This window comes from Xanthomonas sp. WHRI 6106 (assembly GCF_040202405.1).
Taxonomy (GTDB): Bacteria; Pseudomonadota; Gammaproteobacteria; order Xanthomonadales; family Xanthomonadaceae; genus Xanthomonas; species Xanthomonas cannabis.
Genome location: NZ_JBEGFC010000005.1, coordinates 245,807 through 272,224 on the forward strand (window position 1 = coordinate 245,807; position 26,418 = coordinate 272,224).

General features: G+C 67.3%; 21 protein-coding genes and 3 pseudogenes. 8 read left to right on the forward strand and 16 right to left on the reverse strand.

Annotated features, from left to right (window positions below; translation table 11 throughout):
• The first annotated feature begins 71 nt into the window (after positions 1–71).
• Together ABQZ09_RS10135 and ABQZ09_RS10140 are read left to right on the forward strand one after the other, a co-directional pair.
• A complete protein-coding gene (locus ABQZ09_RS10135) occupies positions 72–1,079 on the forward strand; it encodes a LysR substrate-binding domain-containing protein (protein WP_349776805.1) in 1,008 nt (335 codons plus the stop codon).
• A 359-nt stretch (positions 1,080–1,438) separates the two neighbouring features.
• A complete protein-coding gene (locus ABQZ09_RS10140; RefSeq protein ID WP_039412560.1) occupies positions 1,439–1,732 on the forward strand; it encodes a hypothetical protein in 294 nt (97 codons plus the stop codon).
• A 190-nt stretch (positions 1,733–1,922) separates the two neighbouring features.
• Here ABQZ09_RS10140 and ABQZ09_RS10145 read toward each other — a convergent pair.
• Both ABQZ09_RS10145 and ABQZ09_RS10150 read right to left on the reverse strand, forming a co-directional pair.
• Positions 1,923–2,725, reverse strand: a pseudogene (locus tag ABQZ09_RS10145) (DUF4349 domain-containing protein).
• Complete coding sequence (locus tag ABQZ09_RS10150) at positions 2,722–3,078, reverse strand: GFA family protein (protein WP_039412556.1); 357 nt, start codon at positions 3,076–3,078, stop codon at positions 2,722–2,724. Before ABQZ09_RS10150 ends, ABQZ09_RS10145 begins: the two are co-directional and overlap by 4 nt.
• 222 nt (positions 3,079–3,300) lie before the next feature.
• Here ABQZ09_RS10150 and ABQZ09_RS10155 point away from each other — a divergent pair, with 222 nt between their 5' ends.
• Positions 3,301–5,106, forward strand: coding sequence for a DUF885 domain-containing protein (locus tag ABQZ09_RS10155; protein ID WP_166751480.1), 1,806 nt, complete (start codon positions 3,301–3,303; stop codon positions 5,104–5,106).
• 702 nt (positions 5,107–5,808) lie between these two features.
• Here ABQZ09_RS10155 and ABQZ09_RS10160 read toward each other — a convergent pair.
• The 5 genes from ABQZ09_RS10160 to rraA all read right to left on the reverse strand — a co-directional run bounded on the left by ABQZ09_RS10160 (position 5,809) and on the right by rraA (position 12,094).
• On the reverse strand, positions 5,809–7,641 hold the full coding sequence (locus tag ABQZ09_RS10160; RefSeq protein WP_349776806.1) for an ABC transporter ATP-binding protein: 1,833 nt from the start codon (positions 7,639–7,641) through the stop codon (positions 5,809–5,811).
• A 157-nt stretch (positions 7,642–7,798) separates the two neighbouring features.
• Positions 7,799–8,395, reverse strand: a complete 597-nt coding sequence (locus ABQZ09_RS10165) for a plasmid pRiA4b ORF-3 family protein (protein ID WP_228314085.1) — start codon at positions 8,393–8,395, stop codon at positions 7,799–7,801.
• 108 nt (positions 8,396–8,503) lie between these two features.
• On the reverse strand, positions 8,504–9,769 hold the full coding sequence (locus ABQZ09_RS10170; RefSeq protein WP_039413010.1) for a cation:proton antiporter: 1,266 nt from the start codon (positions 9,767–9,769) through the stop codon (positions 8,504–8,506).
• A gap of 211 nt (positions 9,770–9,980) precedes the next feature.
• Positions 9,981–11,576 (reverse strand): serine hydrolase, encoded by a 1,596-nt coding sequence (locus tag ABQZ09_RS10175; RefSeq protein ID WP_349776807.1) that lies wholly within the window; start codon positions 11,574–11,576, stop codon positions 9,981–9,983.
• A gap of 17 nt (positions 11,577–11,593) precedes the next feature.
• Positions 11,594–12,094, reverse strand: a complete 501-nt coding sequence (gene rraA / locus ABQZ09_RS10180; RefSeq protein WP_228314087.1) for a ribonuclease E activity regulator RraA — start codon at positions 12,092–12,094, stop codon at positions 11,594–11,596.
• A gap of 301 nt (positions 12,095–12,395) precedes the next feature.
• Between rraA and ABQZ09_RS10185 the strand changes: the two genes are divergently transcribed.
• Together ABQZ09_RS10185 and ABQZ09_RS10190 are read left to right on the forward strand one after the other, a co-directional pair.
• Positions 12,396–13,229: a DUF72 domain-containing protein gene (locus ABQZ09_RS10185; protein WP_039412995.1), complete on the forward strand. Its 834-nt coding sequence runs from the start codon at positions 12,396–12,398 to the stop codon at positions 13,227–13,229.
• 352 nt (positions 13,230–13,581) lie between these two features.
• Entirely contained in the window at positions 13,582–14,529 is a 948-nt protein-coding gene (locus tag ABQZ09_RS10190; RefSeq protein WP_047695678.1) for a DMT family transporter, read from the forward strand.
• A gap of 129 nt (positions 14,530–14,658) precedes the next feature.
• On the opposite strand, the gene ABQZ09_RS10195 is transcribed toward ABQZ09_RS10190, so the two are convergent.
• The 4 genes from ABQZ09_RS10195 to ABQZ09_RS10210 all read right to left on the reverse strand — a co-directional run bounded on the left by ABQZ09_RS10195 (position 14,659) and on the right by ABQZ09_RS10210 (position 21,222).
• A complete protein-coding gene (locus ABQZ09_RS10195; protein WP_503018889.1) occupies positions 14,659–15,768 on the reverse strand; it encodes a GGDEF domain-containing protein in 1,110 nt (369 codons plus the stop codon).
• An 81-nt stretch (positions 15,769–15,849) separates the two neighbouring features.
• Entirely contained in the window at positions 15,850–16,572 is a 723-nt protein-coding gene (locus tag ABQZ09_RS10200) for a pseudouridine synthase (protein ID WP_039412988.1), read from the reverse strand.
• 81 nt (positions 16,573–16,653) lie between these two features.
• Positions 16,654–19,059, reverse strand: coding sequence for a putative bifunctional diguanylate cyclase/phosphodiesterase (locus tag ABQZ09_RS10205; protein ID WP_349776809.1), 2,406 nt, complete (start codon positions 19,057–19,059; stop codon positions 16,654–16,656).
• Positions 19,060–19,317: 258 nt separating this feature from the next.
• On the reverse strand, positions 19,318–21,222 hold the full coding sequence (locus ABQZ09_RS10210; protein ID WP_184555274.1) for a DEAD/DEAH box helicase: 1,905 nt from the start codon (positions 21,220–21,222) through the stop codon (positions 19,318–19,320).
• A 171-nt stretch (positions 21,223–21,393) separates the two neighbouring features.
• Here ABQZ09_RS10210 and ABQZ09_RS10215 point away from each other — a divergent pair.
• From ABQZ09_RS10215 to ABQZ09_RS10225, 3 genes and pseudogenes are all read left to right on the forward strand, one after another.
• Positions 21,394–21,477 (forward strand): annotated as a pseudogene (locus tag ABQZ09_RS10215) (RNA polymerase subunit sigma-70); the annotation flags it as partial.
• Positions 21,476–21,771, forward strand: a pseudogene (locus tag ABQZ09_RS10220) (hypothetical protein); the annotation flags it as partial. The pseudogenes ABQZ09_RS10215 and ABQZ09_RS10220, both read left to right, overlap by 2 nt.
• Before the next feature lie 150 nt (positions 21,772–21,921).
• Positions 21,922–22,164 (forward strand): RNA-binding S4 domain-containing protein, encoded by a 243-nt coding sequence (locus ABQZ09_RS10225; RefSeq protein WP_039411322.1) that lies wholly within the window; start codon positions 21,922–21,924, stop codon positions 22,162–22,164.
• Positions 22,165–22,340: 176 nt separating this feature from the next.
• Here the strand turns inward: ABQZ09_RS10225 and ubiM are convergent, their stop codons facing one another.
• The 5 genes from ubiM to ABQZ09_RS10250 all read right to left on the reverse strand — a co-directional run bounded on the left by ubiM (position 22,341) and on the right by ABQZ09_RS10250 (position 26,323).
• Entirely contained in the window at positions 22,341–23,516 is a 1,176-nt protein-coding gene (gene ubiM, locus ABQZ09_RS10230; protein WP_349776843.1) for a 5-demethoxyubiquinol-8 5-hydroxylase UbiM, read from the reverse strand.
• 86 nt (positions 23,517–23,602) lie between these two features.
• The gene (locus ABQZ09_RS10235; RefSeq protein WP_039411317.1) at positions 23,603–24,004 is read right to left on the reverse strand and encodes an MAPEG family protein; all 402 of its coding nucleotides are present in this window, start codon (positions 24,002–24,004) and stop codon (positions 23,603–23,605) included.
• Between the two features lie 25 nt (positions 24,005–24,029).
• Complete coding sequence (locus ABQZ09_RS10240) at positions 24,030–24,575, reverse strand: DUF4019 domain-containing protein (protein WP_184555283.1); 546 nt, start codon at positions 24,573–24,575, stop codon at positions 24,030–24,032.
• A gap of 243 nt (positions 24,576–24,818) precedes the next feature.
• Positions 24,819–25,073 (reverse strand): hypothetical protein, encoded by a 255-nt coding sequence (locus ABQZ09_RS10245; protein ID WP_039411313.1) that lies wholly within the window; start codon positions 25,071–25,073, stop codon positions 24,819–24,821.
• A gap of 77 nt (positions 25,074–25,150) precedes the next feature.
• Positions 25,151–26,323, reverse strand: coding sequence for a COG3904 family protein (locus ABQZ09_RS10250; RefSeq protein WP_349776810.1), 1,173 nt, complete (start codon positions 26,321–26,323; stop codon positions 25,151–25,153).
• Positions 26,324–26,418 lie beyond the last annotated feature (95 nt).

A 26,418-nucleotide genomic window follows, 5' to 3' on the forward strand; every position in this document is an offset into this window, starting at 1 on the left:
GCATCGGCTGCGGCCGCAGGCGCGACAAGCGCGTAGTATCGGGGTCAGCCACAAATCTGACTCATGCCTCGATGAACCTGCGTCCGACCCTGTTGCCTGCGCTGGGCGTCTTTGCCGCCGCCGCCCGCCACCAGAATTTCGCGCATGCGGCCGAAGAACTGCACCTCACCGCCAGTGCGGTCAGCCACCATGTGCGCAAGCTGGAAGCGTTGCTCGGCGCGACCCTGTTCCAGCGCCTGCCGCGCGGCGTCAAGCTCACTGCCGAAGGCCGCCAGCTGGCCGATGCCGCCACCGCCGCACTCGCCGAGATCGCCGCGGTGGCCGGCAACCTGCATCCGCGCGACGACGCCATCCCGCTGCGCGTGACCACGCTGCGCTCGCTGTCGTACTGCTGGTTATTGCCGCGGCTGCCGCGCTTCTGTCGCGCGCATCCGCATGTCCGGCTGGACCTGCAATCGGACCCGGCGTTCTCGCGTTTCGAAGAAGGCGGCCCCGAGCTGGGCATACGCTACGGACAAGGCGCCTGGCCCGGGCTGACCTCGCATCACCTGATGGACGACGAACTGTTTCCGGTGGCTTCGCCGTCGTTGCCGGAAGTCGCCGCGCTGCGCACGCCGGCGCAGATCGCTCAGTTGCCGCTGCTGAGCGACATGTCGCCGCAGGGCTGGCGCGACTGGTTCCGCGCCGCACAGGTGCGCGGCACCACGCTGCCGCCCATGCACACCTTCAACGACAGCACCGACGCCATGCGCGCGGCGGTGTACGGCCTGGGCGCGGTGCTGGCACGCAAGCATATCGCCCAGCCCTACCTGCAGCGCTACGAACTGGTGCGCCTGCCGGGCCCCACGCTCAAGGCGCGCTACGCGTACTACATCGTGCACCCCAGCCACCGCGAACCCAGCCCGGCGGCGGCACTGTTCATCGACTGGCTCAAGCGCGAAGCACTGGACGAACGCACCCCGATGCCGGCGCTGCCGGCAGAGCTGGTCGCGTTGCCGGCGCGCGGACGCCCGAAAGGCCAGGTGCACGGCGATGATCGCCTCGGGCACGGTGACGCAGCTACGTTGCAGCGGATCTGACGCACCGGCACGCCAGCGCTGTCACATCTCTACGCATTGCGCTGGGTGACGTCCCCCATCTTCATGAGCACACGGCGACACCGCCGACTCGCTGCGCAGGTCGATGGCAGGCGTTACACGTCTGGCCACGCCTGCCATGCGTGCACCCGGCCCGCTCCCGCCCACGTGAGCGTGCGCGTTCCACCGCACACACTGCATCGCATTGGCCGCTCCCCTCCGACGTGCACAGCGCTCCCGATGCGGAGATAAGCCGATCGGCGACGTGGGTGGCAAGGAGTCGAGCGTGGCATCGGCGCCATCACCTGATTTTGTCTCTTCGCTGCCTAGGCTTTGGGTCCCCAACCCAAGGAAGCTGTCCCATGCCCACGCTTCGCATGCGTATCACCGGCACCGACGACGACGCGCGTGCCATTGCCAACCTGCTGCAGAGCATCGAAGGCATCGAGCACGTGGAAGAAGTCGACGACCTGATGCCGCATCTGGACGACGACGATTCCAGCTCGGCCGGCTTGTCCGACGATGAAGGTCCGGGCAGCCACGAGTTCGAGGTGGAAGCCGGCAACGAGGCCACCGCGCAAAAGGTGCGCGATGCCGTGCAGGAACTGGCACTGCAGCTGGATGTGTTTGTCGAATACGAGCTCGACGAAGGCTGAGCCGCACCGGCAAGGCCTGCGCTGCGGCACCCAACGGTGCGTGTAATCGACCTGTCGTGAGGTCTTGAGGTCTGCATGTCGATCGGCGTGCTACCGGCCGCCACCACACCACAGGCGGCCACTTCATCTGCGCAGCACCAACGCTGCACGACGCCAGCCGGGGCGGCACCGCCGCCCGGCCCCCTATAGGTCAGGACATCCGGCGCCGCCGCGCGCGCCAGCGCCACCCCTGCAACAGCAGCCAGCCGGCGATGGCCGCCAGCAGCACGACCGGCAGCAGCGCCGCCGCTGCACGGATCACGAACGCGACACTCGACGAAAACACCTGGCCAAACCCTGCCGCGGCCTCGGCAATCTCGCCCCTGCCCTGCTCGCCACCGGTGCTGCGGAAGGTGAGCGTCAGCAATTGCGTGCGGACGCGGCGTTGCTGCTGCGCGGCGTCCTGCTGGGTCTGCTGCGCTTCGGCCTCGATTTCTGCCAGTCGTTTGGACAACGCGAGCAGATCGGTCACCGACAGATCGCGGCGTTGCTGCAACTCCAGCAGGCGGGCGTGTTCCTTCTGCAGCCGCGCCTGGGCCAGGCCTGTATCGGCGATCTGCTGCGCCAGGTCTTCGGCACGCGTGCTGCGGGCTGCCACCTCGCCGTGCTGGCCGGCCAGTTGCACCAGCGGCTCGATCCCGTCGGGCACCACCCGCACGCGCACGCTGCCGCTGGCATCGCGCCCGCCCTCCTGCTCCACCGCCAGCAGCGCGCAGCTGCCGAACTGCGCGTTCTGGCAGGCGGTGCGCACCGCCGCGATGCGTTGATCGATCTGATCGGCCGGCAGCTCGATGCGGACATCGTGTTCGTACGCCAGCGCGTTGCCCTGCGCGGCGGGCGGCGCCGGGCCGGGGCGCCGCCATCTGCGCCCATCTCTGCAGGTGGACGCGCACAACCGCTCAGCCCCCAGCCAACCAGCAACGCGATGGCATACCTGCGCAGGCGGCGGCTCATCGGCTGGCCCCGTCGACCATGTGGACGCGCAGGCCGGCAAGATCCAGCCCTGGCAGGCAGCGCACGTTGACCGCGACGCCAGCTTCGCCGGTCTTCGGGTCCGTACCCTCGCTGAAGGGAGCGATGCCGCACTGCGGGCAATGATGATGCTCGATATGCTGCCGATTGAAGCGATAGCTGCCCAGCGCATCCGGGGCCGCCTGCAAGTGCAGTTGGGTACGCGCGCCAAACCAGAGCAGCCCACCGCGGCGGCGGCAGAACGAGCAATTGCAGTCGTAGACCTCGGTGATCGGCGTCTCGGTCTCCAGATCGAACGCGATGCGTCCGCAATGACAGCTACCGGCGTAGTGCATGGGTATTCCTCCTTGGAAGCGCCACCGCAACGTGGCGACGATCGGGCGTAGTGCCTGGCGAAGGCGCTGCCGCCTGGCGAGCGCCAGCTCGGCTGGATGCACCGCGGCCGCGCCCGCCTGGCGGGTGGGCGGTGTAGATGCGATCGCCACTCTAAACCAATGGCGGATGCGGACAACCGCACAGTTGCCTATGCTGGCGGTTTGCTTCCACCAGGACCCACGATGCGTCAACGCCTGCTTGTCCTCGCCCTGATCGCCGGCCTGAGCGCCTGCCAGCAGCAGCCCGAATCGCCGCAAGCCGGCACCACCGCAGCTCCCGCCCAGGACGCACAGACCCCGGATGCGCGCTTTGCGGCGTTGTCCAAACAGGCGCTGGACACCTGGATGCAGCTGTCGCCGGTGACCGCCACCCAGACCGGCGACCACCGCTTCGACACCCAGATCGACGACCTCAGCACAGCAGGACGCCAGCGCAGCCTGGACGCCGGCAAGAAGCTGCTGGGCGAGCTGGATGCCATCGACGTGGCCAAGCTTTCGCGCGAGAACCAGGTGGATGCGGCGATCCTGCGCAACCAGCTGCAGTCGGAAATCTGGAATACCGAGGTGCTGCAAAGCTGGGCCTGGGACCCGCAGGTCTATAACGGCCTGGCCGGCAGCGCGCTGTACGGCCTGATGGCGCGCGAGTTCGCGCCGCTGCCCGAACGCCTTGCCGCGGCCACCCAGCGCATGGAAAAGATTCCCAGCATCTTTGCGCAGGCGCGCGAGAACCTGGACCCGGCGCGCGTGCCGAAGATCCATGCCGAGACAGTGGCCAAGCAGAACAAGGGCATCCTCAGCATCGTCGATACCTTCATCGCGCCCAACATCAGCCAGCTTGGCCCGATCGAGGCGGCGCGCGCGCAGGCGGCCATCGACAACCTGCGCAAGGCGGTGGCCGAGCAGCAGACCTGGCTGGACACCGTGCTGGTGCCCAACGCCAAGGGCGACTTCCGCGTCGGTGCGGAAAAATACGACCAGAAGCTGAAATTCGCGCTGTTGTCGTCGCTGTCGCGTGCCGAGATCAAGCAACGCGCCGAGTCCGAACTCAAGCGCGTGCGCGGCGAGATGTACGGCATTGCGCGCACCGTGCTCAAGGACAAGCCCGGCGCTCCGAAGCTGCCCGAATCGCCCAACGACGACCAGCAGCAGGCCGCGATCGAGGCCGCGCTGGAACTGGCCTATGCCGACAAGCCCGCGCGCGACAAGGTGGTGGACGCCGCCAAGGCCGCACTGGCGCAATCCACCGAGTTCGTGCGCCAGAAGGATTTGATGACGCTGCCCGATTCGCCGGTGGACATCATCCTGATGCCGGAATTCCAGCGTGGCGTGGCAGTGGCGTATTGCGATTCGCCCGGCCCGCTGGACAAGAATCTGAAGACGTTCTATGCGGTGTCGCCGATTCCCGACGACTGGAACGACAAGCAGGTCGATTCGTTCCTGCGCGAGTACAACACCCGCATGATCCACCTGCTCAGCATCCACGAGGGCACGCCGGGCCATTACCTGGAAGGCTGGCATTCGGCCAAGTTCCCCTCCACGCTGCGCGCGGTGCTGCGCTCGGGCATGTTCGCCGAAGGCTGGGCGGTGTACACCGAACGCATGATGCAGGAGCAGGGCTATCTGGATAACGACCCGCTGTTCCACCTGGTGCAGCTCAAGTTCTACCTGCGCACCATTGCCAATGCCATCCTCGACCAGGGCGTGCATGTGGACGGCTGGGATCGCGACAAGGCGATGCACCTGATGACCCACGACACCTTCCAGCAGGAAAGCGAAGCGTCGGGCAAGTGGGTGCGCGCGCAGTTGTCGTCCGCGCAGCTGCCGACCTACTTTGTCGGTGTACAGGAGCATCTGGATACGCGCAAGGCGGTGCAGGACAAGCTGGGCGACAGCTTCAACCTGAAGGCCTATCACGACAAGATGCTGTCCTACGGCGCCCCACCGGTACGCTTCGCACGCGAGCTGATGCTGGATCAGCCGATCGAGTGATCGATCCTTCTCCCGTCGGGGGAGGGGCTTGCTGCCGGTCGATCAAAGACTGCAAGTCTTCCTTCTCCCGCGCGCGGGAGAAGGTGCCCCGTAGGGGCGGATGAGGGGCACCTCGTGACGTCGTTGCGGCCCGCGATGTCGAATGCATCGCCACGCGCTTCATAGATGAGGCACCAAGTGGCTTCGCCCCGTACCCTCACCCCAACCCCTCTCCCGGCGGGAGAGGGGCTTGCTGCTGGTCGATCAAAGACTGCAAGTCTTCCTTCTCCCGCGCGCGGGAGAAGGTGCCCCGTAGGGGCGGATGAGAGGCGCCTAGTGACGTTGTTGCGGCCGGCGCTGTCGAACGCGTCGCCACGCGCTTCATAGATGAGGCACCAAGTGGCTTCGCCCGTACCCTCACCCCAACCTCTCCCGGCGGGAGAGGGGCTTGCTGTTGGTCGATCAAAGACTGCAAGTCTTCCTTCTCCCGCGCGCGGGAGAAGGTGCCCCGTAGGGGCGGATGAGGGGCGCCTGGTGACGTTGTTGCGGCCGGCGCTGTGGAACGCGTCGCCAGGCGCTTCGGAGATGAGGTGCCAAGTGGCTTCGCCCCGTACCCTCACCCCAACCCCTCTCCCGTAGGAGAGGGGCTTGCTCTGGTGCTATTTCTTGGCGAGCGGCGAGCCGGCGCCCAGCTGTCGCGCAACGACCGCGCACCGCCTTGCGTCACGCATCTGCCGCAACAAATCCGCCGGTCTGGCGCGCCCACAGCCGTGCATATAGCCCACCATGCGCGATCAGCTCGGCATGCGTGCCGGTTTCGACGATGCGGCCGGCATCCATGACCACCAGCCGATCCATGCGCGCGATGGTCGACAGCCGGTGCGCAATCGCGATGACGGTCTTGTTGCCCATGAGTGCATCCAGGCTGTCCTGGATCGCCGCTTCCACTTCCGAATCCAGCGCCGAGGTCGCTTCGTCCAGAACCAGGATCGGCGCGTCCTTCAACAGCACCCGCGCGATCGCGATGCGCTGGCGCTGACCGCCGGAGAGCTTGACGCCGCGCTCGCCCACATGCGCATCGAAGCCGCGACGGCCTTCGCCGTCGATCAGCGTGTCGATGAAACCTTCCGCGCGCGCCTTGCGCACCGCATCCAGGATCTGCGCGTCGCTGGCCTGCGGCCGGCCGTACAGCAGGTTGTCGCGGATCGAGCGATGCAGCAGCGAGGTGTCCTGGGTCACCAACCCGATCTGCCCGCGCAGGCTGTCCTGCGTGACCTGCGCAATGTCCTGCCCATCGATGAGGATGCGCCCCTGCTCCAAGTCGTACAGCCGCAACAGCACGTTGACCAACGTCGATTTGCCGGCGCCCGAGGGCCCCACCAGGCCGATCTTTTCGCCGGCGCGCACCTGCAGATCCAGCCCGGCGATCACGCCACCGCGCTTGCCGTAATGGAAATGGATGTGCTCGAACCGCACCTGGCCTTGCGTCACCTGCAACGGCACCGCAGTCGGCACATCCTGCACCTGTACCGGCTGCGAGATGGTCTGCATGCCGTCCTGCACGGTGCCGATGTCTTCAAAAATGCCGTTGACCGTCCACATGATCCAGCCGGACATGTTGTGGATGCGAATCACCAGCCCGGTCGCCAGGGTGATGGCGCCAACGCTGATCTGCCCGCGGCTCCACAGCCAGAGCGCCAGCCCGCACGTCCCGACGATGAGGAACCCGTTGGCCACTGCGATGGCCGTGTCCATCGAGGTCGTCACGCGCGTCTGCCCGCGATGCTTGACCGCCAGCTCGTCGATCGCCTCGCGCACATAGGCTTCCTCGCGGCCGGCATGGGCGAACAGCTTGAGCGTGGAAATATTGGTGTAGCCATCGACGATGCGCCCGGTGGCCTTGGAGCGCGCGTCCGACGCGATCCAGGCGCGCGCCTTCATGCGCGGCACGAAGAACGCCATCAGCGCGACATACACCACCAGCCAGATCAACAGCGGCGCCATCAGCCACGGATCGGCCTGAGCGAACAGCCACAACGCGCTGCCGGTATAGACCACGATGTACCACAGCGCATCGACCATCTGTACCGCCGATTCGCGCAGCGACGTACCGGTCTGCATGACGCGGTTGGCAATGCGGCCGGCGAAATCGTTAGTGAAAAACCCCAGGCTCTGCCGCACCACATAGTTGTGCATCAACCAGCGCGAGCGGTTGCTCAACCCCGGCACGATCGCCTGGTTGACCAGCAGGTTGTGCAGGCCGGTGAAGAACGGCCGCGCGATCAGGGTGATCCCCGCCATCCACGCCAGTTCGCTGGCGTGGCGGCGGAAGAAGTCGGGCCCTGGCCGCTCATTCAACATGTCCACGATGCGGCCGAGGAAGTCGAACATCGCCACTTCCACCAAGGCCAGCAACAAGCCCGCGATCAGCGTGGCCAGCAGGATCGGCCACAGCGGCCGCAGGTAGTGCAGATAGAACCGCCACACGCTGCGTGGCGGCATCTCACGCTCGATGGGCGGAAAGATGTCGATCAGGGATTCGAACCAGCGGAACATTGCACATACTTCGCTAACACCGGGCCGTCAGGCTAGCCGATCGGGCGTCAAGCCGCAGTGCGTTGCTCCGTCGGCCTGGCGTAGCGCGGTGGCAGCGTCCGGGGGTGGGTGCCCATGTTGCTGCACCTGCACGCCACGGCACTGTCGGCATCTGGATCTACTCGCGAATCCGCGCCAGCAGCCGGTTGACCTCGGCCAGATCGAAATGGGCTGGATCCAGACGCCCACCGAGCGTGGCCAGCTCCTGCACATGCTGCGGGTGGTCCGTGTCGGCGATGATCTGCAAGAGCGCCTGGTAGGCGTCGATCCCGCCACTGCGTTCCGGCGGGCAGGCATTGGCGCCCTCGATGCAGCGCGCGATGCGCAGGCCAGCATCCGGCGGCAGCACGGCCTCGACCTGCAGCGTGTGCGTCCAGCCAGCGCCGGCACCATAGAAATAGGCGAATTCGCCAAGCTCGCCCACCGCGCTTTCCAGCGTGACCCGGGCGGCATGCTTGAGCCGCGAGCGTTCCGGCACATCCAGCCCGGCCTCGCCATAGCGGCCACCGCCGAAGTCGAATTCGTACGGGTGTGCGCCGCTCCAGCCCATCACAGCCTGCAGCACGCGGTGCACGGTCGCCAGACGGAGCGACCCCGCAATCACCATCCGCCGCCACACCAGCGGCGCACTGCCCGCCAGCGCGATCTGCAATTGATAGATCGGCGCCGGTGCCTGCACCGCCTGCTGCGCGGCCTTCTTTCTTGCCTTGGTCATGACGACTCGATTGCGGATATCCGATGCCAGTATGGCGTAAGCAGCCCAGAACCGGATGAGGTCCACTCGCCCACGCAGCGGCGTCGCCATCGACGCCGCTGCCAATGCTCAGCGCTGCTGCAGACTCGGCACCGCATCGCTCACGTTGGCGTGGCGACGCATGATCCAGTTGAACAGCGGCGTCGCCATCAGCGTGGACAGGATCGCCATCAGCACCAGTACCGAGAACAGGCCCTGCTCGATCACACCGGCCTGCAGGCCGATGTTGATGATGATCAGCTCCATCAGGCCGCGTGCATTCATCAGCGAGCCGATCGCCATCGCGTCGCGGTTGTTTTCACCGGTAACGCGCGCCGCGGCCCAGCAGGCCACACCCTTGCCAACGAACGATGCGGCTAGGATCGCGACACCGGCCAGCATGATCTGCGGCTGCAACAGCACGCTGAGCTGGGTCTTCAGCCCCGAATAGGTAAAGAACAACGGCAGCAGCAAGACCACCACGAACGGCTGCATCATCTCGCGCAGTTTTTCCGTCAACGGCCCCTTGGGCAGGCAGACACCCAGCAGGAAGCCACCGAACACCGCGTGGATGCCGATCGCGTCCATCGCCCACGCGCTCACGCAGAACAGCATCAACACGATCGCCAGCACGCTGTTGCTGAGCGGCTGATCCGGCACCACGTGATCGGCCAGGCGACGCAACAGATGCCGTCCGACGAAAATCATGAACACCGCGTAGCCCACGCCGCCACCGATGGCCAGATAGGCGCTGCCCCAGCTGCCGCCGAAGCTGGCCAGCACCACCGCCAGGATGCACCACGCCGCGGCGTCGTCGAACGCGCCAGCCGTCAACGCCAGCGTTCCCAGCGGGCTCTTGGTCAGGCCACGTTCGTGGATGATGCGCGCCAGCATCGGGAAGGCAGTGATGGCGATGGCTGCGCCCAGAAACAGCGACGCTTCCGTCAGCTTGGCCTTCTCGGAGAACAGGCCATCGACGGTGAGCAGCCATGGGCACATCGCAAATGCCAGCGCGAACGGCACCGCGATGCCGGCCAGCGACACGCTCATCGCGCTGCGGTAGCGCGCGCGGAAGTGATCGCCGCGGAAGTCGGTCCCGACCAGAAACATGTACAGGCCCACGCCGAACTGCGCGAACACGTACAACACATCCATCGTCTGTTTGGGGAACAACGCCGCCTGCGCGCCCGGCGCCAGCAGGCCGAACAACGATGGCCCCAGCATCACCCCGGCAATCATCTCGCCGACCACCTGCGGCTGCCCCAGGCGCTTGGCCAGCAGCCCGACCAACCGGCACACCAACAGGATGGCTGCAGCCTGCAGAAAGAAATACACCGACATCTGTGGAGTGGTCATGCGTGCGGCGACATCCTTGAGAAGTGCGCGGATCATAACCACACGCGCCGCCCGGCGGTAGCGACGCGGCGGCGGTCGCTGCAACGCCGCACGCGCCAGGCGCCATCACCACTTCAGCGTGCAGAGCTGCGCTGCGGTGGCCGCCGGCCGCAACCGACTCCGGCCACCAGCGCACTGCAAGACAGCGAGCGCCCGGCAACCGAGCGCCGCTTCACTTCGGCGCAGCGGCCTGCGTCTGCACGGGCGTCAGCAGCAGATCCTGAAAATCGAAGCTGAAATCGGTCAGCGGCGAGATCGCCTGCATGCGCATCTCGCGCACCGCACCGTCCGGGGTCAACGCGAAGTCGACGAAGGCATCCGCGTTCAAGGAGCGGTCGTCCCAGCGCACGATGAAGCTGTCGTGCTGCCAATGCTCCAGCGTGCCCACCAATTGGGCGGTCTTGGTGAACTGCAGGCGCAGCCGCTTGCCGTCCTGGCGGATCACCACATCGCCATACCAGGGGTCGCGATAGGTCGCCGCATAGCCGCGCAGCGGCAACGACGGCGTGGAGCGTGCCGCGCGTGCGTCCTGATGCGCCTTCCAACTGGTATCGGCCTCGCTGCCGGCCTTGGCCACGGCCTTGGCGTACGCCCCGGTCCAATCGGTGGGTGGCACCTGCAGGAACGCGTCCAGCACCTGCAGCGTCACCGCATTGAACGCCGCGCCGACTTCCTGATTGGTCAGCACCACCACGCCCAGCTTCTGGTCGGGCACCAGCGTCAGCCGCGACACCATGCCGGGCCAGCCGCCGGTATGCCACACCAGACGATGGCCGCGATAGTCGCTCAGGCTCCAGCCTTCGCCATAGCCGGCAAAATTGGGCTGCGCGCCGGCCAGTTCGGGCACTGCCGGAGCGGCGACGGCGATCGGCGTGATCATCGACCACATCTCCTGCTGCCGCTTTGCACTGAACAGCGGTGTGCCGTCCGGCAATACGCCGCCGGCCAGTTGCACCTTCATCCACAACGCCATGTCGTGCGCACTGGAGTAGATGCCGCCGGCACCGGAATTGTTGGACCAGGTCAATGGCGCCACCGTGCGCAACTCGGTGAAGTCGTACTTGGCATGGCCCACCGCCGCGGCGTCGCCGGGTTGCAGATGATCGGCGTTGAAGCGCGTACCGCGCATGCCCACCGGCGCAAAGATGCGCTGCTGCAGAAACGCAGCGTAGGGTTGCCCGGAGACCTGCTCGATCACCTTCTGTGCCACGGCGTACAGGATATTGTCGTATGCATAGCGATCGCGGAAACCGCCTTTCAATGGCACCTTGGCCAGCCGCTGCACGACCTCTTCGGTGCTGTAGCTGGTGGTTGGCCAGAACAACAGGTCGCCTGCGCCCAGGCTCAGGCCGCTGCGATGCGCCAGCAAGTCGCGGATGCGCATTTGGTCGCTGACATACGGGTCGGACATGCGGAACCACGGCAGGTGGTCGATGACCTTGTCGTCGAGCGAGAGCCTGCCGTCGTCGGCCAGAATCGACAGCGAGGCAGCGGTGAACGCCTTGGTGTTGGAGGCGATCGCAAACAGCGTATCGGCCTGCACCGGATCGGGCTTGCCGATCTCGCGGACGCCGTAGCCACGCTCCAGCACCACCTGGCCATCCTTGACGATGGCCACGGCGATGCCGGGCACGTCGAACTGGGTACGCACGCGTTCCATCTGCGCGTCGAACTGCTGCATGCCGGCCGGCAGGTCGGCCGCATGCGTCGTTGTCACCAGGGTTGCCAGCATCAGCACGCCTCCCGTCAGCCATCGGTTCACGATCACCACTACATCCTCCTCGATCAGGGTGTGCCACCGGCACTGTCCAGCGACAGCGGCAGCGGCGTCACCAGCACGCCGTTGGCGTCGGCGTAGAGCCAGTGTCCGGGCACGAACGGGACGCCGGCAAAATTCACCGGCACCTCCGCATCGCCCAGGTCGCGCCGTTCGGTACGGCGTGGGCAGGCGGCCAAGGCCAGCACACCCAGCGGCAGCGTGCCCAGGATCTCGACATCGCGCACGCAGCCATGGATCACCACCCCGGCCCAGCCATTGGCCACCGCCTGCGCTGCGATCTGGTCGCCCAGCAGCGCATGCTTCAACGAGCCCTGCCCGTCCACCACCAGCACCCGCCCGTCGCCCGGCATGGAGGCCAGTTCGCGCACGCGCGAGTTGTCTTCAACACAGCGCACCGTTGCGATCGGTCCGCAGAACGCGGTGCGCCCGCCGAAGTGGCGGAACAATGGCTCGGCAACGCTCACCTCGGGAAAGCGGTCACACAGATCGGGAGTGGTCCAGGTCATCGAGACGGTCTCATGCGGCGATGCAGGCATGGTAGCCGGCTGCGCTGGCGTGCGGGCGCTGGTTGCCGTACGTCGCGGTGGGGCCAGGCTGGCAGGCGTGCGATGGCGTGGCTGACGGTTGCGCCATCGATATGCTTGCGTCCGCTGCAGTCTGTCGCAACGCGCACGGCCGTCGCCGCTGCAACGCCGCCGTTCTCACGCCCCATCCAGTCCGGATGCGCCAGGCTATGCGCCGCGGTCGCTGCCGGATTCGCGCAGCACGCGCCGCAACCGTGCCCTCCTGCCAGCGAGTACTCCTGCGATGACTGATCTGTTCGCTTCCGCCCCGCCCTCCCTGGATGGCATCCACGTCGGCATCGGCGGTTGGGTGTACGCCCCTTGGCGTGCGGGCATGTTCTATCCGGAAGGACTGGTGCAGCGCCGCGAGCTGGAATACGCCAGCCGCCACGTCACCGCCATCGAAATCAACGGCACCTATTACGGCGCGCAGAAGCCGGCAACTTATGCAAAGTGGCGCGACGAGGTGCCGCCCGGGTTCGTGTTCTCGGCCAAGGCGCCGCGACGTATTACCCAGTCGCGCAGACTGGCGGGCACCAGGGCCCAGGTGGAGGACTTCGTCGGCGGCATTGTCGAGCTCGGCGACACGCTTGGCCCGCTGGTGTGGCAGTTCGAACATGGGCATCGCCTGCAGGCCGACGACCTGGACGACTTCCTGGCACTGCTGCCCAGGCACACGGGCGGCCGCACGCTGCGCCACGTGCTGGAAATCCGCGATCCGGATGCGGTGGATGCGTCGTTGCTGGCGCTGGTGCGCCGCCATGGCGTCTCGACGGTATTCACCGATTCGGACGAACACCCCTCCTTCGCCGACCTCTCCACCGACGTTATCTACGCGCGGCTGATGCGAAGCCAGGCGCGCCTGCATGCGGGCTACCCCGCGCCTGCGCTGGCACGCTGGGCCGAACGCATCCAGGCATGGCGCCGCGGCGAAGACCCGGACGACCTGCCGCACATCGAAGATCCGTCGAAAACGCCTGCTGCGCCGCGCGAGGTGTTCGTGTTCTTCATCAGTGCGGCAAAGGAACGCAATCCGGCGGCGGCGATGGCGTTGTTGAAGGCGTTGTCGGCAGGTTAGCTGCCTCGCCGACGTTGCACGCCGTTGTGCGTGCGGCAGTTTTTAACGGTGGCGCGTGGCAGACAAGTGGCGATGTGCGACGACCTCACATCTGCTGCCTGGCCATGATCGCCATGCTCGTTTCGCACCGATCATGCGAACGGTCCTATGCGCTCACCGTGGCGTTGGGCCTTAGCGACGCCGTGAATGGTGTAGCAGTCAGGGGCATGGATAGGCCGTGCCCTCGCCCCTTTGCTGTGGGAGAGGGGCTTGGTACCCGGCACCCGCTGCGGCCGGAAACGGGACTGCCATCGCCAGCCATGCTGCCGTCGCCGCCCGACGTCGGCATGCCAGTTTTCGGCGACAATGGCGCATGCCCACGACCGACCTGCGCAAGGCGCAACTGCAAATTCATTTCTGCGTGCTGCTCTGGGGCATCACCGCGATCCTGGGCAAATTGATCACCCTGCAGGCCTTGCCGCTGGTGTGGTGGCGGATGTTGATCGTGGTGGTGGCGCTGGCCTTGTGGCCACGCGTGTGGCGCGGGCTGCGCGGGCTGTCCGGGCGCGTGGTGCTGGGCTATTGCGGCATCGGCGCGCTGGTGGCGTTGCACTGGCTTACCTTCTACGGCGCGATCAAGCTGGCCAATGCCTCGGTGGCGGCGACCTGCATCGCCCTGGCGCCGGTGTTCACTGCGGTGATCGAGCCGTGGGTCACGCAGCGGCCGTTCCGTCCGCGCGAGTTGCTGTTCGGTCTGGCGGTGCTGCCCGGGGTGGCGCTGGTGGTTGGCGGCGTGCCCGATGGCATGCGTGCCGGCGTGGTGGTCGGCGCGATCTCGGCGGTCTTCGTCGGCCTGTTCGGCTCGCTCAACAAGCGCATGGTCGCGCATGCAGACCCGCTGACCGTTACCGCACTGGAGTTGGGTGCCGGCACCTTGACCCTGACCGTGCTGGCGCCGGCCATGCCGCTGTTGCTGCCATCGCTGCATGGCAGCCTGCTGGTCCTGCCCAGCCTGCACGACGGTGTGCTGCTGCTCGCCCTGTCACTGGCCTGCACGTTGCTGCCGTTTGCGCTGGCGCTGATGGCGCTGCGTCATCTGAGCGCGTATTCGGTACAACTGGTGACCAACCTGGAACCGGTCTACGCCATCGTGCTGGCCATCGCCCTGCTCGGCGAGCAGCGCGAGCTGACCCTGCAGTTCTATCTGGGCGTGGCGATCATTCTCGGCGCGGTGTTTCTGCATCCGGTGCTGGAACGCCGGCGCAAGGTGGTGCATCCGGAACTGCTCGGCACCGCCGAGGCGAAGAACATCGTCGATTGATCCGATCGTCACGAGGGTGCGCCAGCGACATCCGCACTGGCCAGCCGTACAGCTGCAGTACCGTCGCGGCGCTGCACACACGCGTCCTGCGCTGTCCCGGCCACGAAGCTCCACCCGGCAAGCCACGCGCTACTCCAGCGCCACCACCTGATCGCGGCCGCCGCGCTTGGCCGCGTACAAGGCCTGGTCGGCACGCTTGATCACCGCCTCCACGCGCTCGTGCGGGTACAGCATGGCCACGCCGATGCTCACCGTCACCGGCAGCGCGAGCGTCATCGTCGCCACGCTCTGGCGCAGGTATTCGCACTGCACACGCGCCTGCTGCAGGTCCACGTTGGGCAGCAGCAATACGAACTCTTCGCCACCGTAGCGCGCAATCGTGCCCGCGCCGGCCGCATGCGCACGCAACAGCGCCGACAGCTCGCGCAGCACCAGATCGCCCTGGTCATGCCCATGGACATCGTTCACCACCTTGAAGTGGTCCACGTCCAGCAAGGCCACCGATAGCGGTTGATTGGCCACGCGCGTCTGCTGCGTGGCGGCGGCGAGCGCAGCGGTGAACGCGCGACGATTGGGCAGGCCGGTCAGCGGGTCGGTGCGGGTCTGCTCGACCAGATCGGCATTGACCGCCTCCATCGCCGCGTAATACTGCGCCATCTGCTGCTCGTACCAGTCGCGCTCGCGCAGTTGCTGCCGCAGTTGCTTGCCTGCCAGGCGCAGTTCCAGCAGATGCGAGGCCTGCCGCGACAATGCCTGCAGCGCGGCGCGTTGGGCGTCGCGCAGATGCGCCGGTGCCTGATCGAACACGCACAACGAACCCAGCGGCATGCCGTCGCTGGTGACCAGCGGCGCACCGGCATAGAAGCGCACCGCGCCTTCCCCGGTCACCATCGGATTGTCGAAAAAGCGCGGGTCCAGCAAGGTGTCTTCGACCGTCATCACCTCGTCCGGGCGCAGGATGGCATGTGCGCAGAACGAGATATCGCGCGGCGCTTCGCTACGCGGCACGCCATGGGCCGCCTTGAACCACTGCCGATGCGCATCCACCAGCACCACGGCCGCCATCTGCGTCTCGCACACGGTGGACGCCACCAGCGTGAGGTCGTCGAAGGCGCGCTCGGGGGGCGAATCCAGCAGCTCGTACTGACGCAGGGCGATCAGCCGTTCGGCTTCGTTCCCTGGCAATTGCGGTTTGATCACGCGGTCAGCCCCCTGCTGAGTCGTTAGCGTCGGAAGTATGCCGGAGCCCCGTCGGGCGAGCGCTCTGCGCAGGCGACGGCTGGCCGTCCGCGCAGTCTGCGGTTCATCCGGCGCGCCGGCTCACCAGTCGGTGCGCTGCGGCAGCAATCCGCGCAGTTCCGCATCGCTGAGGTTGCGCCATTGCCCCGGCTTGAGCGCCGCCAGCTTGATGTTGTCGATGCGCACCCGCCGCAACTGCGTCACCCGATAGCCGAACTCGGCGGCCATCAGCCGGATCTGCCGGTTCAGGCCCTGCTCCAGCACGATGCGAAAGCCGAACTTGGCGATGCGCGCGGTACGGCACGGCAACGTGGTCTCGTTATGGATGCGCACGCCACGTGCCATGCCGCGCAGAAATTCGTCGGTGACCGCCTTGTTGACCGCCACCAGGTACTCTTTCTGGTGGCGGTTTTCCGCACGCAGGATTTCATTGACGATGTTGCCGTTGCTGGTCAGCAGGATCAGCCCCTCGGACTCCTTGTCCAGCCGCCCGATCGGAAAGATGCGCTGCTCGTGGCCGACGAAGTCGACGATGTTGCCCTTGACCGAACTCTCGGTGGTGCAGGTGATGCCCACCGGCTTGTTGAGCGCGATATAGACATGTTTGCGCCCGCCCGGCTTCTTGGCTTCGCGCGCGCGCAGCGGTTGGCCATCCACCAGCACGGTGTCCTGCTCGCCCACCACCGCCCCGGTGCCGGCCACCACGCCATTGACGGTGACACGGCGCTCGCCGATCAGCCGATCGGCCTCGCGGCGTGAGCAGAAGCCGGTATCGGCGATGTGTTTGTTGAGTCGGATCGTCATCGTTGGATTATCGGCGATTTGGCGCCGGCAACGCACTCTCGCATCGCCGTGCGCCGCTACCGCGACATCTGCCCGCAGGCCTCATCCGGTGCTTGCCAGCAGCGGCTGCGGCGCGACCAGGTCTTCCAGCGGGCACGGGCGGTGCAGGCTGAAGCCCTGAACCTGGCCGACGCCAGCCTCGCGCAGGCCGGGAATATCGGCTTCGGACTCGACCCCTTCGGCCACCACCTCGATCCCCAGGGCCAGGCCGACCTGGGCGATCGAATGCACCGCCGCGCGGTCCACCGCATCGTGCGCGTAATTACGCACGAACCCGCAATCGATCTTCAGCACATCCACGGTGAACTGCTTGAGGTAGCCGAATGAGGCCAGCCCGCTGCCGAAGTCGTCCAGCGCCACGTGGCAGCCGCGTGCGCGCACGCTCTGCACGAAACGCTGCGCGTGCTCCAGATCGCCGATCACCGCGGTCTCGGTGATTTCCATGCACAGCTTGGGCACCAAGGTGGGGTAGCGCTCGAACAGGGCGCAGACAAAATCCAGGAAATCCGGCTGCGCGATCGACTGCGCGGACAAATTGACGTGGCACAGGTCCAGCGTGGCCACATGTATCGGGTTGTCGGCCAGGTGCGCGCACAGGGTTTCCAGCACATAGGCATCGACCATGCGCCCGAGCCCGTAGCGCTCCACCGCCGGCAGAAACTCACCGGGGCTCAGCACGCGCCCGTCGCGCGCGCGCATGCGCACCAGCACTTCGTACTGCACCCGCCCCGGGTCGCTGAGCACCTGGATCTTCTGCGCATACAGCAGCAACCGGCTTTCGGCGATAGCCTGCTGCACCGCGCTGATCCAGCCACCGTCATGGCGGCGGCGCGCCAATGCCAGATCGTTTTCGCTGAAGCAGCGAATCCGGTTGCGGCCTTCTTCCTTGGCCGCATAGCAGGCCAGATCGGCCGCGGTCATCAGTGCGTTGACATCGCTGGCGCCGTGGCAGACTTCCACCACGCCGAAGCTGCAGCTCGGCGTCAGCGGCTTGCCATCCTGATGGCTCCACGGCTGCCCGAGCACCCCGTGCATGCGCTCCAGCAGGGCCTGCGCCTGCGCCAGATCGGTATTGGCCAGCAGGATCGCGAACTCGTCGCCGCCCAGCCGCCCCAGCCAGTCGCCCGGACGCAGCTGCATGGTGATGACATCGGCGAAGTGGCACAGGAACTTGTCGCCGACCGCATGCCCGAAGGTGTCGTTGACCAGCTTGAAATGATCCAGGTCCACGAAGCACAGCGCGTGGCACACCTGCGGCGATTGCGGCAGCTCGATCAGCTTCAGCAAGCGGCGTTCGATCTCGCGGCGGTTGATCAAGCCGGTCAAGGCATCGTGGCGCGCGTGGTAGGCGACTTCGTCGGCCAGCTCGTGCGCGTGCGAGACATCTTCGATCACCGCCAGCACCAGCGTGGGTTCTTCCGGGCCAGGCTCCACCAGCGACGCGCTCCAGCGCCCCCACATCACCCCGCCATCGGCGCGCAGGAAGCGCAGCTCGCCCGATTGCAGCAGGCGTGGCCAGTCGATCATGCCGCGGCTGTCCAGCACGATGTCGTCCGGGTGCATCACCTGCGCCAGTGTGCAGGCCTGCAGTTCCTCCGGGCGATAGCGCAGGATGTTGGCCATCGAGGCGTTGGCGTCCAGCACGTGGCCGCGCAGATCGAACTTGACCATGCCCAGCGCCGCCTGCTGAAACGCGGTGCGGAAGCGGCCTTCGTGCGACAGCAGGTAATCGCGGATACGGCGCATGGCCAGCACGCAGGTGGTCAGCACCAGCAGCAAGGTGGCCAGGCTGCAGACCACCATTACATCGTGCAACAGCCGCGCACAGCGGGTCAGCAACACCAGAAATTCCGCCGCGATGCGGCGCATGCGTGCGTCCAGCAGGTGCAGCTCATCGCGCAGCGCCTGCACGGTGCGCGGGTCGGGCGTGGCGGTGGCCTGCGCGGACGCGGCCCGGTCGGCCAGCGCATTCAATTGCAGGATGTCGCTGTCGGTCTGTTTCCACAGCGCGATCGCCTCGCCCAGATGCGGTACCCGCTGGCCATAGCGATACAGCCGCACCATCTGCGACATGTCCTCACGGGCATTGCGGCCGGCAGCCAGCCCGGCGTAGACCGTGTCCCAGTCGATCACCGGCTGCTCGACCGCGATGCGCGCCGAGCGATCGCCCAGCGGTACCTCCAGCGCCCGGCAGGCCGCCTGCAGATCGGCCGGGTCGCCGCTTCCCAGATAGCGCTCCAGCCAGTAGACCGACTCCTGCTGGGCCTTGGACCAGTGGCTCTCGCCGACAATCCAGGCGGTGGCTCCGGACTGGATCTCGATCACCAGCGCCGAGATCACCGCCATTGCCACGGCCATGCCGATCAGGAGCGCCAAAGGAAGCGTCATCCAGCCGCGCACCAGATGCAGGGTCTGCCCACCACTCTTGCCGCGTGCCGCCTGCCCCATTGCCATCCGTCCTTCGCCGCCTCGATGCGATTCAGGCGCCCAGTGGGCGCCTGAAGGCAGTAACGGCCGCAATGGCCCAGTCTGTATGGCAGGGTTCGCGTGCCGGACGGCCGGTCGGGCCGGCTGCAGGCGGCGGGACGGCGTCCAGGGCGGCGCTGGAACGGGCCCGGCAACGAGACCGGGCTGGCTATGCGCTTATAGGCATATCAAAATCAACCACTTGCAGCGCTTGCCGGTGGCCGCCGGCCCCGGCCGCGCTTACTCGCCGCGCGGCTTGGGCGGGCCCTTGCGATGCGGCGCGCCGGAGCGATCCATCGGGCGACCCGGGCCGTTCGGACGACCGGACGGCTTGCCGCCTCGCGGGAAGCGTGGCTTGGCCGCCGATGCTGCGGCTTCGCCGTCTTCCAGCTTGCGCATGTTGAGCTGCTGACCGGACACCCAGACCTTCTTCAGGTGCGTGAGCAACTCGCGCGGCATGTCGGCCGGCAGGTCCAGGATCGAGTAATCGTCCTGGATGTCGATACGGCCGATGTAGCGGCTTTCCAGGCCGGCCTCGTTGGCGATGGCACCGACGATATTGGCCGGCTTCACGCCGTGGGTGTGGCCCACTTCGATGCGATAGCTTTCCATGCCGAACTCCGGCTCGCCGCGTGGGGCCGGCTCGCGACGCGGGCGCTCGCCGCCGGCATCGTCGCCGCGCGGCGGACGCGGTGCGCGCTCGCCGTCGTGGGCACGCGGACCACGCTCGAACTTCGGCTCGAAGCGCGGACGCTCGCCACGGTCGGCGCGTTCGTTGCGCTCGCGCGGTGCGAACTCTTCGCGCGCACCACGCACCGGCGGGGTCAGCAGGAACGGCGCATCGCCCTGCAGCAACTTGGCCAGCGCAGCAGCGATATCGATCGCCGGCACGTTGTTTTCGGCCTCGTAGCGCTGCAGCAGATCGCGGTACATGTCGATCTGACCACCGGCCAGGGTCTCGGTGATGCGGGTCATGAAACGCGCCACGCGGGTGTCGTTGACCGCATCCACGCTCGGCAGCTGCATTTCTTCGATCGGCTGACGGGTAGCGCGTTCGATCGAGCGCAGCATGCCCTTCTCGCGCGGGGTCACGAACAGGATCGCGTCGCCGGTGCGCCCGGCACGGCCGGTACGGCCGATGCGGTGCACGTAGCTTTCGGTGTCGTAGGGAATGTCGTAATTGAGCACGTGGCTGATGCGTTCCACGTCCAGACCGCGGGCGGCCACGTCGGTGGCGACCAGGATGTCCAGCTTGCCGTCCTTGAGCTGGGCGATGGTCTTCTCACGCGCGGCCTGCTGCATGTCGCCGTTGATGGCGGCCGCAGCCATGCCGCGTGCCTGCAGCTTCTGCGCCAGTTCTTCGGTGGCGGCCTTGGTGCGCGCGAAGATGATCATGCCGTCGAACGGCTCGACCTCGAGGATGCGGGTCAGCGCATCCAGCTTGTGCAGCCCGCTCACCCACCAGTAGCGCTGGCGGATGTTGGCCGAGGTGGTGGTCTTGGCCGCAATGGTGACTTCGGCCGGGTCCTTCAGATAGGTCTGCGCGATGCGGCGGATGGCCGGCGGCATGGTGGCCGAGAACAAGGCCACCTGGCGCTGCTCCGGCAGCTTCTTGAGCACGGCTTCGACGTCGTCGATAAAACCCATGCGCAGCATTTCGTCGGCTTCGTCCAGCACCAGGGTCTTGAGCTGCGACAGGTCCAGCGTGCCGCGGTCCAGATGGTCGATCACCCGGCCCGGGGTGCCCACCACCACATGCACGCCGCGCTTGAGCGCGCTCAGCTGCTGGGCATAGGGCTGGCCGCCGTACACCGGCAGCACGCGGAAGCCGGGAATGGCCTCGGCATATTTCTGAAACGCCTCGGCGACCTGGATAGCCAGCTCGCGGGTGGGCGCCAGCACCAGGGCTTGCGGCTTGACCTGGTGGAGGTCGGCGTTGGACAGCACCGGCAGCGCGAACGCGGCGGTCTTGCCGGTACCGGTCTGCGCCTGGCCGAGCACGTCGCGGCCTGCCAGCAGCGCGGGAATGGTGGCGGCCTGGATCGGCGACGGCGACTCGTAGCCGACGTTGGCGACGGCTTTCATCACAGCGTCCGAGAGGCCGAGGTCTGCAAACAGCAGCGGCGCGGAAGATTCTTGGGTCATGGGTAACTCCGGAGGCGCCGCACGGAGCCGGCAGGCGCAAAGCAGCATAGTGTGCGCCCTTAGACCCCCTCCTGTCGAAGGGCCGTGACGTTCCGTTCAGGTTGTAACGTATTGCCCGCGTCGGCGAATCATCTCTGCGAGCCCCTTCCCCCACCCAACGCCCCCAGAGTCATTCCCCTGGGCACAGACCTGCAAACCCGCTTCAGCGCCTTACTGCTGCAGCACCGCGGCATCGTGGTGAAGGTGGCCGCATCTGCGCCGCTGGCGGACACGCGTGGCGCCGTGGCTGGGCCTGTCCTCATGGGCGCTATGGGTGGCGGTGGCCGACGCCGCGTGGCGCAGCCTCACCAGCGCCAGCCCGCGCGGGCCTGGCTACTGCTCAATGCGCTAGTCGGCGTGCTCGGCGGCGTCGGCACCCAGTGCGGCTATCGGCGGCTGGAGCGCGTGCAGCACCTGTGGCTGGACCGCATCGACACCGCACACGCCGGACGTAGCCTGAGCCGTGCCGAGACACTGCTGCAGGACATCGCGCGCTGCCGTTGCCAGTGAACGCGGGGCGCTTGCCGGGAAACACCATCGGCGACGGCGCACCGCCCATGCATGCGCCACTGCAGCGCAGCGCCGTGCGGCGCGCTACTGCAGTGGTGCTGCCGGCAACATCGGGCGGATAATCGGCTTCTTTGGGTGACCGAGCGCAGCATGCAATTCCTGGAATTCGACCTGGACGGCGAGTACATCGAACTCAATCAACTGCTCAAGCTGGCCGGCATTGCCGACAGCGGCGGCCAGGGCAAGGCGATCGTCGCCAGCGGTGCCGTCAGCGTCGATGGCGTGCAGGAACTGCGCAAGACCGCGAAGATTCGCCCGGGCCAGCTGGTGCAGCTGGAAGAGGTGGAGATTCGTGTGCTGGCGATGGACCCGGATGCCGACCACCCTGCATGACGGTCGTTGAGCGGCCAGCGCAACATCGCGCCGTTCCCGGATGATCAGGCGCACGGCTGCAACACGGGCGAACCGCCTGCATCGGGCGGCCATCGCGCAGCACAGCCTGGCCCTTGTGACCACGCCACCCGACCGCGATGTGGTGACGATCAACCTGGGACGGTCTTCTCGACGCGTTAGCTGCGCTGGGTCAAATGTGCCGCAATCGTCCGCCGGAAAGGAGCGATCGCATGCGCCGCACGCAGCGCGCCGCCTCGTAACAGGCGCGCCGGCAGGCGGTCATCGGTGTAGAGCGCAGCCAGGGCATTGGTCGCCTCGAACAAGGGCCGCGTGGCAAGGCGGTGCACGCGTTGGTAGTCATGCAACAGCCCGGCGCTGCCGATGTCGCGCCCGGCAGCGGCGGCGGCACGCACGCGCTCGGCCAGGCGCGCCTGGCTCTGCAATCCAAAGTTGAACCCGTGCGCGGTGACCGGATGCATGCCCACCGCCGCATCGCCGATCAAGGCCGCGCGCTCGGCCACGAACCGGTGCGCGTAGGCGGCAACCAGCGGATAGGCATGCCGGCTGCCGTCCTGGTGCATGCGGCCGAGGCGATGCTCGAACGCGTCACTGACGGCGGCGCTGAAGTGGTCTTCATCCAGCGCAAGCAGTGCGCTGACCTGTCGCGGCGGCAGGGTGAGCACGGCGCCGGCGCGGTGACCGTGCAACGGCAACAGCGCCAGCGTCTTGCCGTAGCCAAACCACTCCCACGCCGCATGCTGATGCGGCAGCGTGTGACGCATCCGGCACACCAGCATGGTCTTGCCGAAATCGCGCAACTGCGCCCCGATGCCGAGCAGCCGCCGGGTCGTGGAAAACCGGCTGTCGGCCGCAACCAGCAGGCGCGACGACAGCCGCTGCCCGTCGGAGAGTTGCAGCTCCACCCGCCCGGCACCGTGGTACAGCGCGTGCACGCTGCAACCGCAGTGGATCTGCAGTCCATCCTGCGTCTGCACGGCCTGCCAGGCCGCGCGACGGATCAGATGATTGGGTACCAGCCAGCCCAGCGCCCCGGCAGCTGGCGCAGCCGCGGCAAAGGTCAGCGCAAAGGACGAATGCCCATCCATGACGCGCGCATCGCGCAGTGGCGAGATTGCCGTTGCGGGGAACTGCTGCCAGATGCCCAATTGCTCCAGCACGCTACGCGAGGCGTGCGTGAGCGCAATCTCGCGTCCATCGAAGGCCGGTTCGGCAAGCGACTCACGCGGCTGTTGGTCGATCAGCGCGACCGACAGGCCGCTGCCGGCCAGGGCACGTGCAAAACCGAGCCCGACCGGCCCGGCGCCAATGATCGCGATATCCACCGATTGCATGCTGCGCACCCGCCACTGCCGATGCGCCCAGTCTAGACGCTATCCCTGGCCTGCCCCTTGATCAGGATCAGGCGCGCATCCACGCGTCACCAGCCCAGCAGCGCGCGCAGCAACTTGACGATGCCCCAGAACGACACCACCCAGATCGCGCTGCGCACGTAGGGAATGCCGGCCGCATAGGCCGGCACATAGGCCACGCGCGCCCACAGATACAGCTGCACACCCAGCGCGGTGTCTGCACTGGTGCGCCCGGCCACGCTCACCGCCAGCACGGCGGCGGCGAAGATCGGAAAGGTCTCCAGATAGTTGCGGAACGCGCGATCCAGACGCGCCGCAACGCCGGTTAGCGGCTTGGCCTCGCCGTCGCGGGCGCTGGCGTTCCACTTGGTGCCACGCTGGGCCGTCATGCTGCCGGAGGCGGCCAACAGCTGTACCAGGCCAAGCACCATGGCCCAGCCGAGCATCTGCAGTTCGATGGTCAGTTGCATGCAAGGCTCCCGGGAAGCGGCACCATCACTTGGCCGCCGTGCGCAGGCTGTAGCCGGCAACGCGCCAGGTCTTGTCTTCGTCCAGACGGAACGAAACCAGTTCACGCACCGGCTGCGGCGCATTGGCAAACCGGGTCGGGAAACTGACGTTGACGTACAGCCCCTCGGGCACCTGCGCACCGGGGCCGTACTTCACCCGCGTCACCGAGCTCTGGCCGCGCCCGACCACCGCACCCAGGCGCGCGCGCTCGCCAGCCAGCTGGGCGACGAAGGCGTCGCGCTTGACCGCGGTCTTGGCGACAGCGGACGCGCCGTCCCACAACGAAGCGGCTTTATTGGCATCGACCATCTGCGCCACGCGCAGGGCGGCCTGGGTCATTTCGATGTCCTGCTTGACCACCTGGGCCTGCTGGGCGGCGCTCGGGGCGGGAGCCGGCTGCGCCGCAGACGGCCGCTGCGTGGACGGCGCTGCCTGCGTGGCGGTGGCCGGGCGGCTGGACGGCTGCGGCTGTTGGGCAAACGCCAGCGCGGGAGCCAGCACAAACGCGACAAGCAAACGAGGACGGAGCATGGGACAGGGACCTTGTACGGATCGGATGGAAGAAAGGGGCCGCAGCGTGCGGTGCGCTGCGCAGTCTATGGCGCGACCTGCGCAACACAAGTGCAGCTGCGGATGTCGCAATGGAATCGCCGGAAAATGTCTGGTCGGTGCCGCGCGCGCGCACTGCGCAGGTCTGCCTGATGGGGATGAGGTGGGCAGCCCATCGAGCGCGCCGCATCCGAAGGCGAGAACAGTGCAGGCCAAGCGCAGTACCTACACCTCACCGCCCGGTGCAGGCGGCACCGTCGCCACGCTACGTGGTCGCCACAGGCGCCAGCTGACCCAGAACGCGCGCGCGATGGCTGCAATCAAGGCCGCCAGGCTCAGCCACATCGCCAGGGTGGCTGGCCACTGCTCGCGCAGTGCGGCAGCGGCCACACGCAGCAGCTCGGCCACGCCAAAGCCCACCAGCACCAGCAGGGCGGACGGCAGATATGCCAGCAAAACGCCTTTGGTCTTTCCTCGCATACTGCCCCCCGGCTCGGTTGTGTTCCGGCGACGATAGGCAGCGCCCAGTGCGATACGCGTGAAACCTGCGGCCGGCCTCAACCGTCGGCCTGGGCGGCTGACGGCAGCGCGGACTCGGCGGCCGGCTGGGCGTCCGGTGCGGCCGGTGCCTGCTCTGCGGGGGCGGCATCGCGCTGCGCGTCGGCCGCCGGGGTAGTCGGCAGGGCCGCCGCGTCGGTTTCCGCCAGCGGGCTTTCTTCCGGGCAGGCCGCATCCGGAAAGCCGAAGCGTTGCTTCAAGGCCAGGCCGCAGGCGTTGACCGCATCCAGGTCCGCGCCCTCGCCCTTGCACTTCTGGTCGAAGGCGACCAGAAACGCATCCTTGCGGCGCACGAACGCATCGCCGCACTTGCGCATCTGGCGGATCCGCTCCAGGTCGTCCTGCACGGCATTGGTGCCGTCCAGCCCGTATTCGCGCAACTCTTCCATGGTGAGCAGGCGCAGGCTGCGGTTGGGCACCGTCATCATCAGGTCGGCCACCGCCACTGCCACGCCGTTGCGCTCCAGGTAGTCCTTGACGTTGCCGTAGACCTCGCGCAGCTCGCGATTGAGCTCGGCCCGCGAAGTGGCCTTGGAGCTGATCCGCATCATGCGGTGGATGCCGACCTTGCCGGCGACCAGACGGTTGTCGCCGGCGGCAAGCACGAACACGCAGGCACTGTGGCAGATCGAGCCTTCGCGCACCCAGATGGTCCAGTTGGATTCGCCGATGGTGTCGCCGGCGCGGATCGCGGCCTCCACCTGCCCGCCGCTGGAGTCCAGATCCAGGATGCGATGCGGCAGACGCCACTGCTCGGCCACTGCCGCCAGCCTCCAGACCAGCGCGGCAAAGCCGGCGTTGATCTTGCCGGCGTAGCGCACCCGCAGCAGCCCGGTGTCGCGGCACGGCGCCAGCGCTGCTTCCACGCTGGCCCGATCCAGCGCCGGCAGCAGCGTGCCGTCGCCGGCCTCCTTTCCGTAATCGGTGGCGCAGCTGATCCAGGCCTGGCCGGCGTCAAGCTCGGCCTGCGGCCAACCCGCCTCGCCGGCCTGGGTACGCGGGCGCGGCGGCGGCACCGGCTCGGGCGTATCCACCGACACCATATGGTCGCCGTCGCCGGCCTGCGCGCCGCCGTTCTGCTGCGCCATCGCGGCATCGGCGGAGGTGCTGGTGCGATCGCACGCCGCCAGCAGAAGCAGACACGCAAGGGAGAGGCAAAGCGGTTTCAACATCGGGTGCGGGCCATCGAGAGCGTGAGCGGGCTCCCAGTCTAGGGCGGACGCGCAGCATGCCCCGAACCCGACCTTAACCTGGCACCTGTCAGGCC

What these genes read in the sequence shown, in the direction of transcription:
- ABQZ09_RS10165 (WP_228314085.1), bottom strand. Translation starts at nt 8,395, where the DNA reads ATGACCAAGGCAAGAAAGAAGGCCGCGCAGCAGGCGGTGCAGGCACCG.
- rraA (WP_228314087.1), bottom strand. Translation starts at nt 12,094, where the DNA reads ATGACCTGGACCACTCCCGATCTGTGTGACCGCTTTCCCGAGGTGAGC.
- ABQZ09_RS10245 (WP_039411313.1), bottom strand. Translation starts at nt 25,073, where the DNA reads ATGCGAGGAAAGACCAAAGGCGTTTTGCTGGCATATCTGCCGTCCGCC.
- ABQZ09_RS10200 (WP_039412988.1), bottom strand. Translation starts at nt 16,572, where the DNA reads ATGACGATCCGACTCAACAAACACATCGCCGATACCGGCTTCTGCTCA.
- ubiM (WP_349776843.1), bottom strand. Translation starts at nt 23,516, where the DNA reads ATGCAATCGGTGGATATCGCGATCATTGGCGCCGGGCCGGTCGGGCTC.
- ABQZ09_RS10140 (WP_039412560.1), top strand. Translation starts at nt 1,439, where the DNA reads ATGCCCACGCTTCGCATGCGTATCACCGGCACCGACGACGACGCGCGT.
- ABQZ09_RS10235 (WP_039411317.1), bottom strand. Translation starts at nt 24,004, where the DNA reads ATGCAACTGACCATCGAACTGCAGATGCTCGGCTGGGCCATGGTGCTT.
- ABQZ09_RS10210 (WP_184555274.1), bottom strand. Translation starts at nt 21,222, where the DNA reads ATGACCCAAGAATCTTCCGCGCCGCTGCTGTTTGCAGACCTCGGCCTC.
- ABQZ09_RS10185 (WP_039412995.1), top strand. Translation starts at nt 12,396, where the DNA reads ATGACTGATCTGTTCGCTTCCGCCCCGCCCTCCCTGGATGGCATCCAC.
- ABQZ09_RS10135 (WP_349776805.1), top strand. Translation starts at nt 72, where the DNA reads ATGAACCTGCGTCCGACCCTGTTGCCTGCGCTGGGCGTCTTTGCCGCC.
- ABQZ09_RS10160 (WP_349776806.1), bottom strand. Translation starts at nt 7,641, where the DNA reads ATGTTCCGCTGGTTCGAATCCCTGATCGACATCTTTCCGCCCATCGAG.
- ABQZ09_RS10170 (WP_039413010.1), bottom strand. Translation starts at nt 9,769, where the DNA reads ATGACCACTCCACAGATGTCGGTGTATTTCTTTCTGCAGGCTGCAGCC.
- ABQZ09_RS10205 (WP_349776809.1), bottom strand. Translation starts at nt 19,059, where the DNA reads ATGGGGCAGGCGGCACGCGGCAAGAGTGGTGGGCAGACCCTGCATCTG.
- ABQZ09_RS10150 (WP_039412556.1), bottom strand. Translation starts at nt 3,078, where the DNA reads ATGCACTACGCCGGTAGCTGTCATTGCGGACGCATCGCGTTCGATCTG.
- ABQZ09_RS10190 (WP_047695678.1), top strand. Translation starts at nt 13,582, where the DNA reads ATGCCCACGACCGACCTGCGCAAGGCGCAACTGCAAATTCATTTCTGC.
- ABQZ09_RS10155 (WP_166751480.1), top strand. Translation starts at nt 3,301, where the DNA reads ATGCGTCAACGCCTGCTTGTCCTCGCCCTGATCGCCGGCCTGAGCGCC.
- ABQZ09_RS10250 (WP_349776810.1), bottom strand. Translation starts at nt 26,323, where the DNA reads ATGTTGAAACCGCTTTGCCTCTCCCTTGCGTGTCTGCTTCTGCTGGCG.
- ABQZ09_RS10225 (WP_039411322.1), top strand. Translation starts at nt 21,922, where the DNA reads ATGCAATTCCTGGAATTCGACCTGGACGGCGAGTACATCGAACTCAAT.
- ABQZ09_RS10240 (WP_184555283.1), bottom strand. Translation starts at nt 24,575, where the DNA reads ATGCTCCGTCCTCGTTTGCTTGTCGCGTTTGTGCTGGCTCCCGCGCTG.